The 14300-nt window shown below is 55.1% G+C and carries 11 protein-coding genes; 10 read left to right on the top strand and 1 reads right to left on the bottom strand.

Annotated elements, in window-relative coordinates; all coding sequences use genetic code 11:
- Positions 1-19 precede the first annotated feature (19 nt).
- From msbA to ACLJPE_RS06560, 6 genes are all read left to right on the top strand, one after another.
- On the top strand, positions 20-1768 hold the full coding sequence (gene msbA, locus ACLJPE_RS06585) for a lipid A ABC transporter ATP-binding protein/permease MsbA (protein WP_039513083.1): 1749 nt from the start codon (positions 20-22) through the stop codon (positions 1766-1768).
- The gene (lpxK, locus tag ACLJPE_RS06580; protein WP_000561679.1) at positions 1765-2742 is read left to right on the top strand and encodes a tetraacyldisaccharide 4'-kinase; all 978 of its coding nucleotides are present in this window, start codon (positions 1765-1767) and stop codon (positions 2740-2742) included. Before msbA ends, lpxK begins: the two co-directional genes overlap by 4 nt.
- Before the next feature lie 43 nt (positions 2743-2785).
- Complete coding sequence (locus ACLJPE_RS06575; RefSeq protein WP_000056927.1) at positions 2786-4018, top strand: winged helix-turn-helix domain-containing protein; 1233 nt, start codon at positions 2786-2788, stop codon at positions 4016-4018.
- Positions 4019-4069: 51 nt separating this feature from the next.
- Positions 4070-4252, top strand: coding sequence for a protein YcaR (gene ycaR, locus ACLJPE_RS06570; RefSeq protein WP_000350056.1), 183 nt, complete (start codon positions 4070-4072; stop codon positions 4250-4252).
- Positions 4249-4995, top strand: coding sequence for a 3-deoxy-manno-octulosonate cytidylyltransferase (kdsB, locus tag ACLJPE_RS06565; RefSeq protein WP_023251630.1), 747 nt, complete (start codon positions 4249-4251; stop codon positions 4993-4995). The genes ycaR and kdsB overlap by 4 nt, the downstream gene beginning before the upstream one ends.
- Positions 4996-5205: 210 nt before the next feature.
- Positions 5206-6099: a YcbJ family phosphotransferase gene (locus ACLJPE_RS06560; RefSeq protein ID WP_000436893.1), complete on the top strand. Its 894-nt coding sequence runs from the start codon at positions 5206-5208 to the stop codon at positions 6097-6099.
- On the opposite strand, the gene elyC is transcribed toward ACLJPE_RS06560, so the two are convergent.
- The gene (elyC, locus tag ACLJPE_RS06555) at positions 6079-6855 is read right to left on the bottom strand and encodes an envelope biogenesis factor ElyC (RefSeq protein ID WP_023251629.1); all 777 of its coding nucleotides are present in this window, start codon (positions 6853-6855) and stop codon (positions 6079-6081) included. The genes ACLJPE_RS06560 and elyC overlap by 21 nt on opposite strands.
- Before the next feature lie 135 nt (positions 6856-6990).
- Between elyC and cmoM the strand changes: the two genes are divergently transcribed.
- Genes cmoM through mukB form a run of 4 tightly spaced genes read left to right on the top strand, consistent with a single transcriptional unit; the run spans position 6991 to position 14260 of the window.
- Positions 6991-7794 (top strand): tRNA uridine 5-oxyacetic acid(34) methyltransferase CmoM, encoded by an 804-nt coding sequence (cmoM, locus tag ACLJPE_RS06550; RefSeq protein WP_039513088.1) that lies wholly within the window; start codon positions 6991-6993, stop codon positions 7792-7794.
- Entirely contained in the window at positions 7787-9109 is a 1323-nt protein-coding gene (gene mukF, locus ACLJPE_RS06545) for a chromosome partition protein MukF (protein WP_001288828.1), read from the top strand. Before cmoM ends, mukF begins: the two co-directional genes overlap by 8 nt.
- Positions 9090-9794: a chromosome partition protein MukE gene (gene mukE, locus ACLJPE_RS06540; RefSeq protein WP_000060025.1), complete on the top strand. Its 705-nt coding sequence runs from the start codon at positions 9090-9092 to the stop codon at positions 9792-9794. The genes mukF and mukE overlap by 20 nt, the downstream gene beginning before the upstream one ends.
- Positions 9794-14260, top strand: a complete 4467-nt coding sequence (gene mukB / locus ACLJPE_RS06535) for a chromosome partition protein MukB (RefSeq protein WP_000572739.1) — start codon at positions 9794-9796, stop codon at positions 14258-14260. The genes mukE and mukB overlap by 1 nt, the downstream gene beginning before the upstream one ends.
- Positions 14261-14300: the final 40 nt, after the last annotated feature.

Genomic DNA, 14300 nt, shown 5'->3' with positions numbered 1-14300 from the left:
ACAAATGCTGGTTTTTTGAATGCATAACGATAAAGATCTCTCTACGTGGCAGACCTTCCGCCGACTGTGGCCAACCATAGCGCCTTTTAAAGCAGGTCTGATCGTGGCGGGCATAGCGTTAATTCTCAACGCAGCCAGCGATACCTTCATGCTATCGCTCCTCAAGCCATTACTGGATGATGGTTTCGGTAAAACGGATCGCTCAGTGTTGCTGTGGATGCCGCTGGTGGTTATTGGGCTGATGATATTACGAGGCATCACTAGCTATATCTCCAGCTACTGTATTTCATGGGTGTCAGGCAAGGTGGTAATGACCATGCGCCGTCGCCTGTTTGGCCATATGATGGGAATGCCCGTCGCCTTCTTTGATAAACAGTCTACCGGTACGCTGCTGTCGCGTATTACTTACGATTCAGAACAGGTTGCCTCTTCTTCATCTGGCGCACTGATTACCGTGGTGCGTGAAGGGGCATCGATCATCGGATTGTTCATCATGATGTTCTATTACAGCTGGCAGCTGTCGATCATCCTGGTTGTTTTAGCGCCGATTGTGTCGACTGCGATTCGCGTTGTCTCAAAGCGGTTCCGCAGCATCAGTAAAAATATGCAGAACACGATGGGACAAGTGACTACCAGCGCTGAACAAATGCTGAAAGGACACAAAGAGGTACTGATTTTCGGCGGTCAGGAAGTCGAAACTAAACGCTTTGATAAAGTCAGCAATAAGATGCGACTGCAAGGCATGAAAATGGTCTCTGCCTCGTCAATTTCCGATCCTATCATTCAGCTCATTGCCTCGCTGGCGCTGGCGTTTGTCCTCTATGCTGCGAGCTTCCCAAGCGTAATGGATAGCCTGACGGCAGGGACCATCACCGTGGTGTTCTCCTCCATGATCGCGCTGATGCGTCCATTAAAATCGCTGACAAACGTTAACGCGCAGTTCCAGCGTGGGATGGCGGCTTGTCAGACGTTGTTTGCGATTCTGGACAGCGAACAGGAGAAAGATGAAGGTAAACGTGTCATTGACCGCGCGACCGGCGATCTCGAATTCCGCAATGTGACGTTTACTTACCCGGGCCGTGAAGTGCCGGCATTGCGTAACATCAATTTGAAAATTCCTGCCGGGAAAACCGTGGCGCTGGTGGGGCGTTCCGGATCGGGTAAATCAACTATCGCCAGTCTGATCACCCGTTTCTACGATATTGATGAAGGACACATCCTCATGGATGGTCACGATCTACGCGAATACACTCTGGCCTCTCTACGTAATCAGGTGGCGCTGGTTTCGCAAAACGTGCATCTGTTTAACGACACGGTCGCCAATAACATTGCTTATGCCCGGACGGAAGAATATAGCCGCGAGCAGATTGAAGAGGCGGCGCGCATGGCCTATGCCATGGACTTTATCAACAAGATGGATAATGGCCTGGATACCATCATCGGCGAAAACGGCGTACTGCTTTCCGGCGGTCAACGCCAGCGTATCGCGATTGCCCGCGCCTTACTGCGCGACAGCCCGATTTTGATCCTTGATGAAGCTACGTCCGCGCTGGATACCGAATCTGAACGTGCGATTCAGGCCGCGTTGGATGAGCTGCAGAAAAACCGTACCTCTCTGGTGATTGCGCACCGTCTCTCTACCATCGAACAGGCGGATGAGATCGTTGTAGTCGAAGACGGTATTATCGTTGAGCGCGGCACTCATAGCGAGCTGCTGGCGCAACACGGCGTTTACGCCCAGCTACATAAGATGCAATTTGGCCAATGATTGCGCGTATCTGGTCGGGTGAATCCCCGCTATGGCGGTTACTGCTGCCGCTCTCCTGGCTGTATGGCCTGGTGAGCGGGGCGATTCGTCTGAGCTATAAGCTTGGTTTTAAACGCGCCTGGCGAGCGCCGGTACCGGTGGTTGTGGTAGGGAATCTTACGGCTGGCGGTAACGGTAAAACACCCGTAGTCATTTGGCTGGTGGAAAAGCTGCAACAGCGTGGCGTGCGCGTGGGGGTCGTTTCCCGCGGCTACGGCGGGAAAGCTGCCGCTTATCCGCTGCTCCTGACGCCGGAGACGACAACCGCAGAAGCGGGAGATGAACCGGTATTGATTTATCAACGGACCGGCGCGCCTGTCGCGGTGGCGCCTGAACGCGCCGCGGCGGTGAAAGCGATTCTGGCGGCGCATAATGTGCAGATTATTATCACCGACGATGGGTTGCAGCATTACCGACTCGCGCGAGATATTGAAATTGTGGTGATTGACGGCGTGCGCCGCTTTGGCAACGGCTGGTGGCTTCCTGCCGGTCCTATGCGCGAACGCGCCAGTCGCCTGAAAACCGTGGACGCCGCTATCGTGAATGGCGGCGTCGCCCGGGCGGGCGAAATCCCCATGCAGCTAGCGCCTGGACTGGCGGTGAACTTACGTACGGGAGCGCGTTGCGATGTGGCGCAACTGAGCAATATTGTGGCGATGGCGGGCATCGGTCATCCGCCGCGCTTTTTCGCGACGCTGGAAGCCTGTGGCGCGCATCCGCAAAAGTGCGTCCCGCTGGCCGATCATCAAACGCTCGCCCCTGCTGACGTTCAGGCGTTGGTCGGTGAAGGGCAGACCCTGGTAATGACGGAAAAAGACGCGGTGAAATGCCGTGCTTTTGCCGAAGATAACTGGTGGTTCTTACCGGTTGATGCGCGTTTGTCCGGTGAGCAGCCTGATAAGCTGCTTGAACATATCACCTCGCTGGTTCGCTAGCGTACCCCAATGCTGCGGCAGTGATGAATTTATGGAGTCATGAATGTCATTGCCGTACCTTTCTCTTTCCCAGGCCCGTTGTCTTCACCTTGCTGCGCAGGGGCTATTGAAAAAGCCGCGCCGTAACGCGATGCCTGGCGATGTTCTTGCCGCCATCTCACGCATGGCGTTGTTGCAAATTGATACCATCAATGTTGTCGCACGTAGCCCCTATCTGGTGCTGTTTAGCCGTCTCGGTTCGTACCCGCAGGCCTGGCTGGATGAGGCGCTGCGACGCGGCGAGTTAATGGAATACTGGGCGCATGAGGCCTGTTTCTTACCACGCCGCGACTTTAAACTTATCCGCCATCGTATGCTGTCGCCGGAAAAGATGGGCTGGAAATATCGCGCGGCATGGATGCATGAACACGCGGAAGAAATAGAACAGCTGGTTCGGCATATTCAGGAGCACGGTCCGGTGCGTTCTGCCGATTTTGAACATGCGCGGAAAGGCGTCAGCGGCTGGTGGGAATGGAAACCGCATAAACGCCACCTTGAGGGTTTATTTACCGCCGGAAAAGTCATGGTTGTTGAGCGGCGTAATTTTCAACGTGTCTATGATTTAACGCCCCGTGTGATGCCGCACTGGGATGATGAACGCGATGGACTGTCACAGTCGCAGGCGGAAAGCCTGATGCTGGATAATAGCGCGCGCAGTCTGGGGATTTTCCGTGAACAGTGGCTGGCGGATTACTACCGCCTGAAACGTGCTGACCTGAAGGGATGGCGGGAGAGCCGGGCGGAACAGCAGCAGATTATTCCGGTCGAGGTGGAAACGTTGGGGCGGATGTGGCTTCATGCCGATCTTCTTTCGCAGCTGGAACCGGCGCTAAATAACGCCTTAAAGGCGACTCATAGCGCAGTACTGTCGCCTTTCGATCCTGTGGTATGGGATCGCAAGCGGGCAGCGCAGCTCTTCGGATTTAACTATCGGCTGGAATGTTATACGCCCGCAGCGAAGCGCCAGTACGGTTATTTTGTGCTGCCGCTATTATACCTGGGCCGTTTAGTCGGGCGAATGGATGCCAAAATGCACCGTAAAACGGGGGTGCTTGAGGTTATCTCGCTGTATCTGGAGGACGATATCCGCCCTGGCGTTAGTCTGCAAAAAGGAATCTGGCAGGCTATTAGCGCGTTTGCTGCCTGGCAACGGGCATCGCGCGTGACGCTGGGACAATGTCCGCCAGGCCTGTTTAGCGCCATGCGTCATGGCTGGGAAATAGACCCTGCACCATAACCGATTATGTTAATATTGAAGGATTCACAATCCGGTCCATCTGGAGGAACTATGGATCATCGTCTGCTTGAAATCATCGCCTGCCCGGTATGTAACGGCAAACTCTGGTATAACCAGGAAAAGCAAGAATTAATTTGCAAACTGGATAATCTCGCTTTCCCGTTACGCGACGGCATTCCTGTATTGCTGGAAAATGAAGCTCGCTCCCTGACATCTGATGAGAGTAAATCATGAGTTTCGTCGTCATCATTCCGGCCCGTTTTTCATCTACCCGACTGCCAGGCAAACCATTAGTGGATATTAATGGTAAGCCCATGATTGTTCATGTCCTGGAGCGGGCGCGCGAATCTGGCGCGGAACGCATTATTGTCGCCACCGATCATGAAGACGTGGCTCGTGCGGTAGAAGCGGCTGGCGGCGAAGTGTGCATGACGCGCGCCGATCACCAGTCCGGCACCGAACGGTTGGCGGAAGTGGTAGAGAAGTGCGGATTCAGCGACGATACCGTTATTGTGAACGTTCAGGGCGATGAGCCGATGATCCCGGCGGTTATTATTCGCCAGGTCGCGGAAAATCTGGCGCAGCGCCAGGTTGGCATGGCGACGCTGGCGGTGCCGATTCACAGCGCCGAAGAAGCATTTAACCCGAATGCGGTAAAAGTCGTGCTGGATGCTGAAGGCTATGCGCTTTACTTTTCCCGGGCGACGATTCCCTGGGATCGCGACCGCTTTGCAAAAAGTCTGGAAACAGTAGGGGATACTTGCCTGCGCCACCTAGGCATTTATGGCTATCGCGCGGGTTTTATCCGCCGTTACGTGAGCTGGCAACCCAGCCCGCTGGAACATATTGAAATGCTGGAGCAACTCCGTGTGCTGTGGTACGGCGAAAAAATTCATGTCGCCGTCGCCAAAGTGGTGCCCGGCACGGGCGTAGACACTGCCGACGACCTGGAGCGCGTTCGCGCTGAAATGCGTTAACATGATCCTGTTCATGATCGTCTTAGACGGTCATGAACAGCGCGGTATGGTAGCGCAAAGATGAATACTCACGTCTGCTCACTAGTGGCGGCTTTCTCGTACCGTTACGATTTTCCTCATTTTTCTTTTCTTCCCTTGATCTGATACGGGTGACATCTGTCCATACGACGCTCATTATTAAAGCAGTAGCACTAATGGGGGTAATCTGGAATGGAACAGTTGCGGGCCGAACTCAGTCATTTGTTGGGTGAAAAACTTAGCCGTATAGAGTGCGTGAATGAGAAAGCGGATTCCGCATTGTGGTCATTATATGACAGCCAGGGAAATCCGATGCCGCTGATGGCGCGAAGCTTTACCACTCCCGGCGTTGCGCAGCAACTGGCATGGAAAACCTCAATGCTGGCGCGTAGCGGTACGGTGAGGATGCCGGTAATCTATGGCGTATTGACGCATGAAGAGCATCCTGGTCCGGATGTGCTGCTACTGGAACGACTGCGCGGTGTGCCGGTCGAGGCACCGGCGCGCACTCCGGAACGCTGGGAACAGCTAAAAGATCAGATTGTCGAAGGATTGTTAGCCTGGCATCGGCAGGATAGCCGCGGTTGCGTTGGCGCCGTAGACCATACTCAGGAGAATATCTGGCCTTCCTGGTATCGTCAGCGGGTGGAGGTGCTGTGGACGACGCTAAATCAGTTCAGCAATACCGGCCTGACGATGCAGGACAAACGCATTCTGTTTCGTACCAGAGAATGTCTTCCTTCGTTATTTGAAGGGTTTAACGACAACTGCGTACTGGTGCATGGCAACTTCTGCCTGCGCAGTATGCTTAAAGACGCCCGTAGCGATCAGCTTCTGGCGATGGTCGGCCCCGGGCTGATGCTGTGGGCGCCGAGAGAGTTCGAACTGTTTCGCCTGATGGATAATCCATTGGCGGAGGGATTGCTTTGGCATTATCTGCAACGCGCGCCAGTGGCGGAGTCCTTCATCTGGCGGCGTTGGCTCTATGTGCTGTGGGACGAGGTTGCACAGTTGGTCAATACCGGACGTTTTAACCGTACCAACTTTGATCTGGCGGCGAAATCATTACTCCCCTGGCTTGCCTGATATGCCTTTCAGCCATTGCCAAAGTCGTCCTAATGTTTCATACCCAGCGCGATCGCTGTGCATTAGCCAGACCGGGGACGGAATTGCCCGCTCCCAGGGATTGAGCGGCGAATCGATCGCCAACTGATTCGCCGGCGCGGGAAGCGGATTCAGCCCGGCATGCTGAAAGAAAATCATCGCACGCGGCAAATGCGAGGCGGAGGTTACCAACAGGAAAGGGGCGTCGCCGATGGCCTGCTTAACGGCGGCGGCTTCTTCTTCCGTATCTTTTGGCTTATCCAGCGTAATAATATCGCTACGCGGTACGCCCAGCGACTGCGCCACCTGCGCACCGACTTCCGCCGTGCTTACCGTATTGGTTTTTGCTACGCCGCCGGTAAAAATCAGCTTTGCTCCCGGATTCGCGCGCCACAGCCGAATGCCTTCCGCCAGCCGCGGTAAACTGTTGTTAATTAAATTAGAGCTCGGCGCCCACTGCGGGTTCCAGGTATAGCCGCCGCCGAGAACCACAATATATTCCACCTTTTGCGGACCCTGCCAGGTAGGGTAGCGGTTTTCTATCGGACGCAGCAGATGGTCGGAGACGGGTTGCAGGCTTAATAGCAATAGCGCCAGCCAACTTACGCTGATAAATACTTTTCCGGTTTTCTGAAAGCGGCTAAACCAGAGCAGCGCCAGGCCGACGCCAATCATTAGCAACATCAGCGGAAGCGGCAATAACATACCGCCAATCACTTTCTTTAGCGTAAAAAGCATCCTTTTTGGTTCCTTTTTTAACCATATAGCGGAGGATTAACGGTGATATTACACCAGACAGGTTCATTCTGGCCGCGGCTGTGACAAAATAGCGGTTTTATCAGATAACGCCTGAGCCAGCCTGTGGAGAGTCCGATGCAGGATCGCAATTTTGATGACATTGCTGAAAAGTTTTCCCGTAACATTTACGGCACGACCAAAGGACAACTGCGGCAAGCCATTCTGTGGCAAGACCTGGATCGCGTGCTGGAGGAGATTGGCGGGCGAAAACTGCGGGTACTGGATGCCGGCGGCGGCGAAGGGCAAACGGCGATTAAGATGGCGGAACGCGGCCATCAGGTGACGTTATGCGATCTGTCTGGCGAAATGATCGCCCACGCGCGGCAGGCGGCCGAGGCAAAAGGTGTGAGCAAAGACATGCATTTTATACAATGCCCGGCTCAGGACGTCGCTTCGCATTTGGAAAGCCCGGTTGATCTGATATTGTTTCATGCTGTGCTGGAGTGGGTAGCCGATCCTGTCGGCGTATTAGAAACGCTCTGGTCAGTATTGCGCCCTGGCGGCGCGCTGTCGTTGATGTTCTATAACGCTAACGGTTTGCTGATGCACAATATGGTGGCGGGTAATTTTGACTACGTGCAGGCGGGGATGCCTAAACGCAAGAAGCGCACGCTGTCGCCTGACTACCCGCGCGACCCCGCGCAGGTGTACCAGTGGCTGGAGGCGATTGGCTGGCAGATTACCGGTAAAACCGGCGTGCGTGTGTTTCATGATTATCTGCGTGAAAAACACCAGCAGCGTGACTGTTATGAGACCCTGGTCGAACTGGAAACGCGTTATTGCCGCCAGGAGCCGTATATTAGCCTTGGGCGCTACATTCATGTCACCGCGATTAAAAGCCCGGCGCTAGCCGCAGATGCAAGGATAACCTATGAGTGAATTTTCCCAGACAGTCCCCGAACTGGTTGCCTGGGCCAGAAAAAACGACTTTTCCATCTCGCTGCCGGTAGACAGACTTTCCTTTCTGCTGGCGGTCGCCACGTTGAACGGCGAACGCCTTGACGGCGAGATGAGTGAAGGCGAGCTGGTGGATGCATTCCGCCATGTGAGTGATGCGTTTGAGCAAACCAGCGAAACCATCGGCGTGCGCGCTAATAACGCGATTAACGATATGGTGCGTCAACGTCTGCTGAACCGCTTTACCAGCGAGCAGGCGGAAGGCAATGCGATTTACCGATTAACCCCGCTCGGGATTGGCATCACCGATTACTACATTCGTCAACGCGAATTCTCTACGCTGCGTCTTTCTATGCAGTTGTCGATTGTGGCCGGCGAATTGAAGCGCGCGGCGGATGCGGCAGCGGAGGGTGGCGATGAGTTCCACTGGCATCGCAACGTTTACGCGCCATTGAAATATTCGGTGGCGGAGATTTTCGACAGTATCGATCTCACCCAGCGCATCATGGATGAACAGCAGCAGCAGGTGAAAGACGATATCGCACAACTGCTGAATAAAGACTGGCGGGCGGCGATTTCCAGCTGTGAACTGCTGCTTTCCGAAACGTCCGGTACGCTGCGCGAATTGCAGGATACGCTGGAGGCGGCGGGCGATAAGCTGCAGGCTAACCTGCTGCGCATTCAGGATGCCACGATGACGCACGACGATCTGCATTTTGTCGACAGGCTGGTGTTTGACTTACAAAGTAAACTTGACCGCATTATCAGTTGGGGTCAACAGTCTATTGATTTATGGATCGGCTACGATCGTCACGTGCATAAATTTATCCGTACCGCGATCGATATGGATAAAAACCGTGTCTTCGCCCAGCGGTTGCGCCAGTCCGTGCAGACTTATTTTGACGATCCGTGGGCGCTAACCTACGCGAATGCCGATCGTCTGCTGGATATGCGCGATGAAGAGATGGCGTTGCGTGACGATGAAGTCACCGGGGAGTTGCCGCCGGATCTGGAATATGAAGAGTTTAACGAGATCCGCGAGCAGTTAGCGGCCATCATTGAAGAACAGCTGGCTATCTACAAAACCAGACAAACGCCACTGGATCTTGGGCTGGTGGTGCGCGAGTATCTGGCGCAATACCCGCGCGCGCGTCATTTCGACGTGGCGCGTATTGTTATCGATCAAGCGGTACGTCTTGGCGTAGCGCAAGCAGATTTCACCGGACTGCCAGCCAAATGGCAGCCGATTAATGATTACGGAGCCAAGGTACAGGCGCATGTCATTGACAAATATTGAACAAGTGATGCCGGTTAAGCTGGCGCAGGCGCTGGCGAATCCGTTATTTCCGGCGCTGGATAGCGCATTACGTTCGGGCCGCCACATCGGGCTGGACGAACTGGATAATCATGCCTTTCTGATGGATTTTCAGGAATACCTGGAAGAATTTTACGCGCGTTATAACGTGGAACTGATTCGCGCGCCGGAGGGGTTCTTCTACCTGCGTCCGCGTTCTACCACGCTTATCCCGCGCTCGGTGTTATCCGAACTGGATATGATGGTCGGTAAAATTCTCTGCTACCTCTATCTTAGCCCGGAGCGTCTGGCCAACGAAGGGATCTTTACTCAGCAAGAGTTGTACGACGAGCTGCTTACCCTTGCGGACGAAGCCAAACTGCTAAAGCTAGTGAATAACCGCTCGACGGGATCTGACGTTGATCGTCAGAAACTGCAGGAAAAGGTGCGTTCTTCTTTGAACCGCCTGCGTCGTTTGGGCATGGTATGGTTTATGGGCCACGACAGCAGCAAATTCCGCATTACCGAATCGGTCTTCCGCTTTGGCGCGGATGTCCGCGCCGGCGACGATCCTCGCGAGGCGCAGCGTCGTCTCATCCGCGACGGGGAAGCGATGCCCATTGAAAACCATCTGCAACTTAATGATGAGACCGAAGAGAGTCAGCCGGACAGTGGAGAGGAAGAATAATGATTGAACGCGGTAAATTTCGCTCGCTAACGCTGATTAACTGGAACGGTTTTTTTGCCCGCACTTTTGACCTGGATGAACTGGTCACGACGTTATCCGGGGGCAACGGCGCCGGAAAATCCACGACGATGGCGGCGTTCGTCACGGCGCTGATCCCGGATCTCACATTACTGCACTTTCGTAACACCACGGAAGCCGGCGCCACCAGCGGTTCGCGCGATAAAGGTCTGCACGGTAAGCTGAAGGCGGGCGTCTGTTACTCCATGCTCGACACCATTAATTCCCGCCATCAGCGGGTGGTGGTCGGCGTGCGTCTGCAGCAGGTCGCTGGGCGCGATCGCAAAGTGGACATCAAACCGTTCGCTATCCAGGGGCTGCCGATGTCGGTACAGCCGACACAACTGGTGACGGAGACATTAAACGAACGTCAGGCGCGCGTACTGTCGCTTGCTGAGCTGAAAGACAAGCTTGACGAGATGGAAGGCGTGCAGTTTAAGCAGTTTAACTCCATCACCGATTATCATTCGCTGATGTTTGACTTAGGGATTATCGCCCGTCGTCTGCGCTCCGCTTCCGATCGTAGTAAATTCTATCGTTTGATAGAGGCCTCGCTGTACGGCGGGATCTCCAGCGCCATTACCCGATCGCTGCGCGATTATTTATTGCCAGAAAACAGCGGCGTGCGCAAGGCATTCCAGGATATGGAAGCGGCGCTGCGCGAGAACCGACTCACGCTGGAAGCGATTCGTGTTACCCAATCCGATCGCGATCTGTTTAAGCATTTGATCAGCGAAGCCACCGATTATGTGGCGGCGGATTATATGCGCCACGCCAATGAGCGTCGGGTTCACCTTGATCAGGCGTTGGCGTTTCGACGCGAACTGTACACATCGCGCAAGCAACTGGCGGCAGAGCAGTATAAGCACGTCGATATGGCCCGTGAGTTGGGCGAACATAACGGCGCCGAAGGTTCTCTTGAAGCGGATTATCAGGCGGCGAGCGATCACCTGAATCTGGTGCAAACCGCGCTGCGCCAGCAGGAAAAAATTGAACGCTACGAAGCAGATCTTGAAGAGCTGCAGATTCGACTCGAAGAGCAAAACGAAGTGGTGGCGGAAGCCGCCGAAATGCAGGACGAAAATGAAGCGCGTGCCGAAGCCGCCGAGCTGGAAGTCGATGAACTCAAAAGCCAGCTTGCGGATTACCAGCAGGCGCTGGATGTACAGCAAACGCGCGCGATTCAGTATAACCAGGCGATATCAGCGCTTGCCCGCGCTAAAGAACTTTGCCATCTGCCGGATCTAACGCCGGAAAGCGCCGCCGAATGGCTGGATACTTTCCAGGCAAAAGAGCAGGAAGCTACGGAAAAACTGCTGTCGTTGGAACAAAAAATGAGCGTGGCGCAAACCGCGCACAGTCAGTTTGAGCAGGCTTACCAGCTGGTGGCGGCGATCAACGGCCCGCTGGCGCGTAGCGAAGCCTGGGACGTGGCGCGCGAGCTGTTACGGGACGGCGTGAACCAGCGTCATCTGGCGGAACAGGTACAGCCGCTGCGGATGCGCCTGAGCGAACTGGAACAGCGGCTGCGCGAGCAGCAAGAGGCGGAACGTCTGCTGGCGGAGTTCTGTAAGCGACAGGGCAAAAATTTTGATATTGACGAACTGGAAGCGCTGCATCAGGAGCTGGAAGCCCGCATCGCGTCCTTGTCTGATAGCGTATCGTCAGCCAGCGAACAGCGTATGGCCTTGCGTCAGGAGCAGGAGCAGCTTCAATCCCGTATCCAGCATCTGATGCAACGCGCTCCTGTCTGGCTGGCGGCGCAAAACAGCCTTAACCAGCTTAGCGAACAGTGTGGCGAGGAGTTTACGTCCAGCCAGGAAGTGACCGAATACCTGCAACAGCTGCTGGAGCGTGAGCGCGAAGCCATTGTCGAACGCGACGAAGTGGGCGCGCGTAAAAATGCGGTTGATGAAGAGATCGAACGTTTAAGCCAGCCGGGCGGCGCGGAAGATCAGCGTTTGAATGCGCTAGCGGAGCGTTTTGGCGGGGTACTGCTGTCGGAAATCTACGATGATGTCAGTCTTGAAGATGCGCCGTACTTTTCCGCACTGTATGGCCCGTCGCGCCATGCGATCGTCGTACCGGATTTATCGCAAATAGCCGAACAGCTTGAAGGTCTGACCGACTGCCCGGAAGATCTGTACCTGATCGAAGGCGATCCGCAGTCTTTTGATGACAGCGTATTCAGCGTTGACGAGCTGGAAAAGGCGGTGGTCGTGAAAATTGCCGACCGTCAGTGGCGTTATTCGCGTTTCCCGTCGCTGCCTATTTTTGGCCGCGCGGCGCGCGAGAACCGTATTGAAAGTCTCCATGCGGAACGGGAAGTGCTTTCCGAGCGCTTTGCCACGCTCTCGTTTGACGTTCAGAAAACCCAGCGTTTGCACCAGGCGTTCAGCCGTTTTATCGGCAGCCACCTTTCCGTTGCTTTTGAGGACGATCCGGAAGCGGAAATTCGCCGACTGAACGGGCGTCGCGTCGAACTGGAGCGCGCGCTGGCGACGCATGAAAGCGACAACCAGCAGCAGCGCCTTCAGTTTGAGCAGGCGAAAGAGGGCGTTTCCGCGCTTAACCGTTTGCTGCCGCGGCTGAATTTATTGGCCGATGAAACGCTGGCCGATCGGGTCGATGAAATTCAGGAACGGTTGGATGAGGCGCAGGAAGCGGCGCGATTTGTGCAGCAATATGGCAACCAGTTAGCCAAACTGGAGCCGGTGGTTTCCGTTCTGCAAAGCGATCCGGAACAGTTTGAGCAGTTAAAAGAAGACTATGCATGGTCGCAGCAAATGCAGCGCGACGCGCGCCAGCAGGCTTTTGCGCTGGCTGAAGTCGTCGAACGTCGGGCGCATTTCAGCTATTCCGACTCGGCGGAAATGTTGAGCGGCAACAGCGATCTTAACGAAAAGCTGCGCCAGCGGCTGGAGCAGGCGGAAGCCGAGCGTACCCGCGCCCGCGAAGCGCTGCGCAGCCATGCCGCGCAGTTAAGTCAGTACAGCCAGGTCCTGGCCTCGCTAAAAAGCTCTTACGACACGAAAAAAGAGCTGCTTAACGATTTGCAGCGCGAATTACAGGATATTGGCGTTCGCGCCGATAGCGGGGCGGAAGAGCGCGCTCGCCAGCGTCGCGATGAACTGCACGCTCAGTTGAGCAATAACCGTTCGCGTCGCAATCAGCTTGAGAAAGCGCTCACTTTCTGCGAAGCGGAGATGGAGAACCTGACCCGTAAGCTGCGCAAGCTGGAGCGCGATTATCATGAAATGCGCGAGCAGGTCGTAACCGCGAAAGCCGGCTGGTGCGCAGTCATGCGGATGGTGAAAGACAATGGCGTGGAACGCCGTCTGCACCGTCGTGAGCTGGCTTATCTGTCGGCGGATGAACTGCGCTCCATGTCGGATAAGGCGTTGGGCGCGCTGCGCCTGGCCGTCGCGGATAACGAACATCTGCGCGACGTATTGCGTCTGTCGGAAGATCCGAAACGCCCGGAACGTAAAATCCAGTTCTTTGTGGCCGTTTACCAGCATCTGCGCGAACGTATTCGTCAGGATATTATTCGTACCGACGATCCGGTTGAAGCCATTGAACAAATGGAGATTGAGCTGAGCCGTCTGACGGAAGAGCTGACATCGCGTGAGCAAAAGCTGGCGATCAGTTCCCGCAGCGTGGCAAACATCATCCGCAAGACTATCCAGCGTGAGCAGAACCGTATTCGTATGCTGAACCAGGGTTTGCAAAGCGTCTCGTTTGGCCAGGTGAATAGCGTGCGGTTAAACGTCAACGTGCGTGAAACGCATGCCACCTTGCTGGATGTGCTTTCAGAACAGCAAGAGCAGCACCAGGATCTGTTTAACAGCAATCGTCTGACCTTCTCTGAAGCGCTGGCGAAACTGTACCAGCGTCTGAATCCGCAGATCGATATGGGGCAACGCACGCCGCAGACCATCGGCGAGGAGTTGCTGGACTACCGTAACTATCTGGAAATGGAAGTTGAAGTTAACCGTGGGTCTGACGGCTGGCTGCGTGCGGAATCCGGCGCGCTATCCACGGGTGAAGCTATCGGGACCGGGATGTCAATTCTGGTGATGGTGGTGCAAAGCTGGGAAGACGAAGCGCGCAGACTGCGCGGGAAAGATATTTCGCCATGTCGCCTGCTGTTCCTCGATGAAGCGGCGCGTCTGGATGCGCGCTCTATCGCCACGCTGTTTGAACTATGCGAACGTTTGCAGATGCAGCTCATCATCGCCGCGCCGGAAAACATCAGTCCGGAGAAGGGCACGACGTATAAACTGGTGCGTAAAGTGTTTCAGAATACTGAGCATGTTCATGTTGTCGGGCTGCGTGGCTTTGCGCCGCAGCTTCCGGAAACGCTTCCCGGTACGCGGACGGAAGATACGCCTTCAGAAGCGAGTTAAATACGGCAGAAATAATGAAGTGCCCGATGGCGCCTCGTTT

Source organism: Salmonella sp. SAL04196 (assembly GCF_046550835.1).
In the GTDB taxonomy this organism is placed as follows: domain Bacteria; phylum Pseudomonadota; class Gammaproteobacteria; order Enterobacterales; family Enterobacteriaceae; genus Salmonella; species Salmonella enterica.
This window is presented reverse-complemented; position numbering and strand designations above follow the sequence as displayed.

Bases quoted from the DNA above. Each gene is read 5' to 3' on its own strand.
- mukE (WP_000060025.1), top strand. From the start codon at position 9,090: ATGTCATTGACAAATATTGAACAAGTGATGCCGGTTAAGCTGGCGCAG.
- ACLJPE_RS06575 (WP_000056927.1), top strand. From the start codon at position 2,786: ATGTCATTGCCGTACCTTTCTCTTTCCCAGGCCCGTTGTCTTCACCTT.
- cmoM (WP_039513088.1), top strand. From the start codon at position 6,991: ATGCAGGATCGCAATTTTGATGACATTGCTGAAAAGTTTTCCCGTAAC.
- mukB (WP_000572739.1), top strand. From the start codon at position 9,794: ATGATTGAACGCGGTAAATTTCGCTCGCTAACGCTGATTAACTGGAAC.
- msbA (WP_039513083.1), top strand. From the start codon at position 20: ATGCATAACGATAAAGATCTCTCTACGTGGCAGACCTTCCGCCGACTG.
- lpxK (WP_000561679.1), top strand. From the start codon at position 1,765: ATGATTGCGCGTATCTGGTCGGGTGAATCCCCGCTATGGCGGTTACTG.
- ycaR (WP_000350056.1), top strand. From the start codon at position 4,070: ATGGATCATCGTCTGCTTGAAATCATCGCCTGCCCGGTATGTAACGGC.
- kdsB (WP_023251630.1), top strand. From the start codon at position 4,249: ATGAGTTTCGTCGTCATCATTCCGGCCCGTTTTTCATCTACCCGACTG.
- ACLJPE_RS06560 (WP_000436893.1), top strand. From the start codon at position 5,206: ATGGAACAGTTGCGGGCCGAACTCAGTCATTTGTTGGGTGAAAAACTT.
- mukF (WP_001288828.1), top strand. From the start codon at position 7,787: ATGAGTGAATTTTCCCAGACAGTCCCCGAACTGGTTGCCTGGGCCAGA.
- elyC (WP_023251629.1), bottom strand. From the start codon at position 6,855: ATGCTTTTTACGCTAAAGAAAGTGATTGGCGGTATGTTATTGCCGCTT.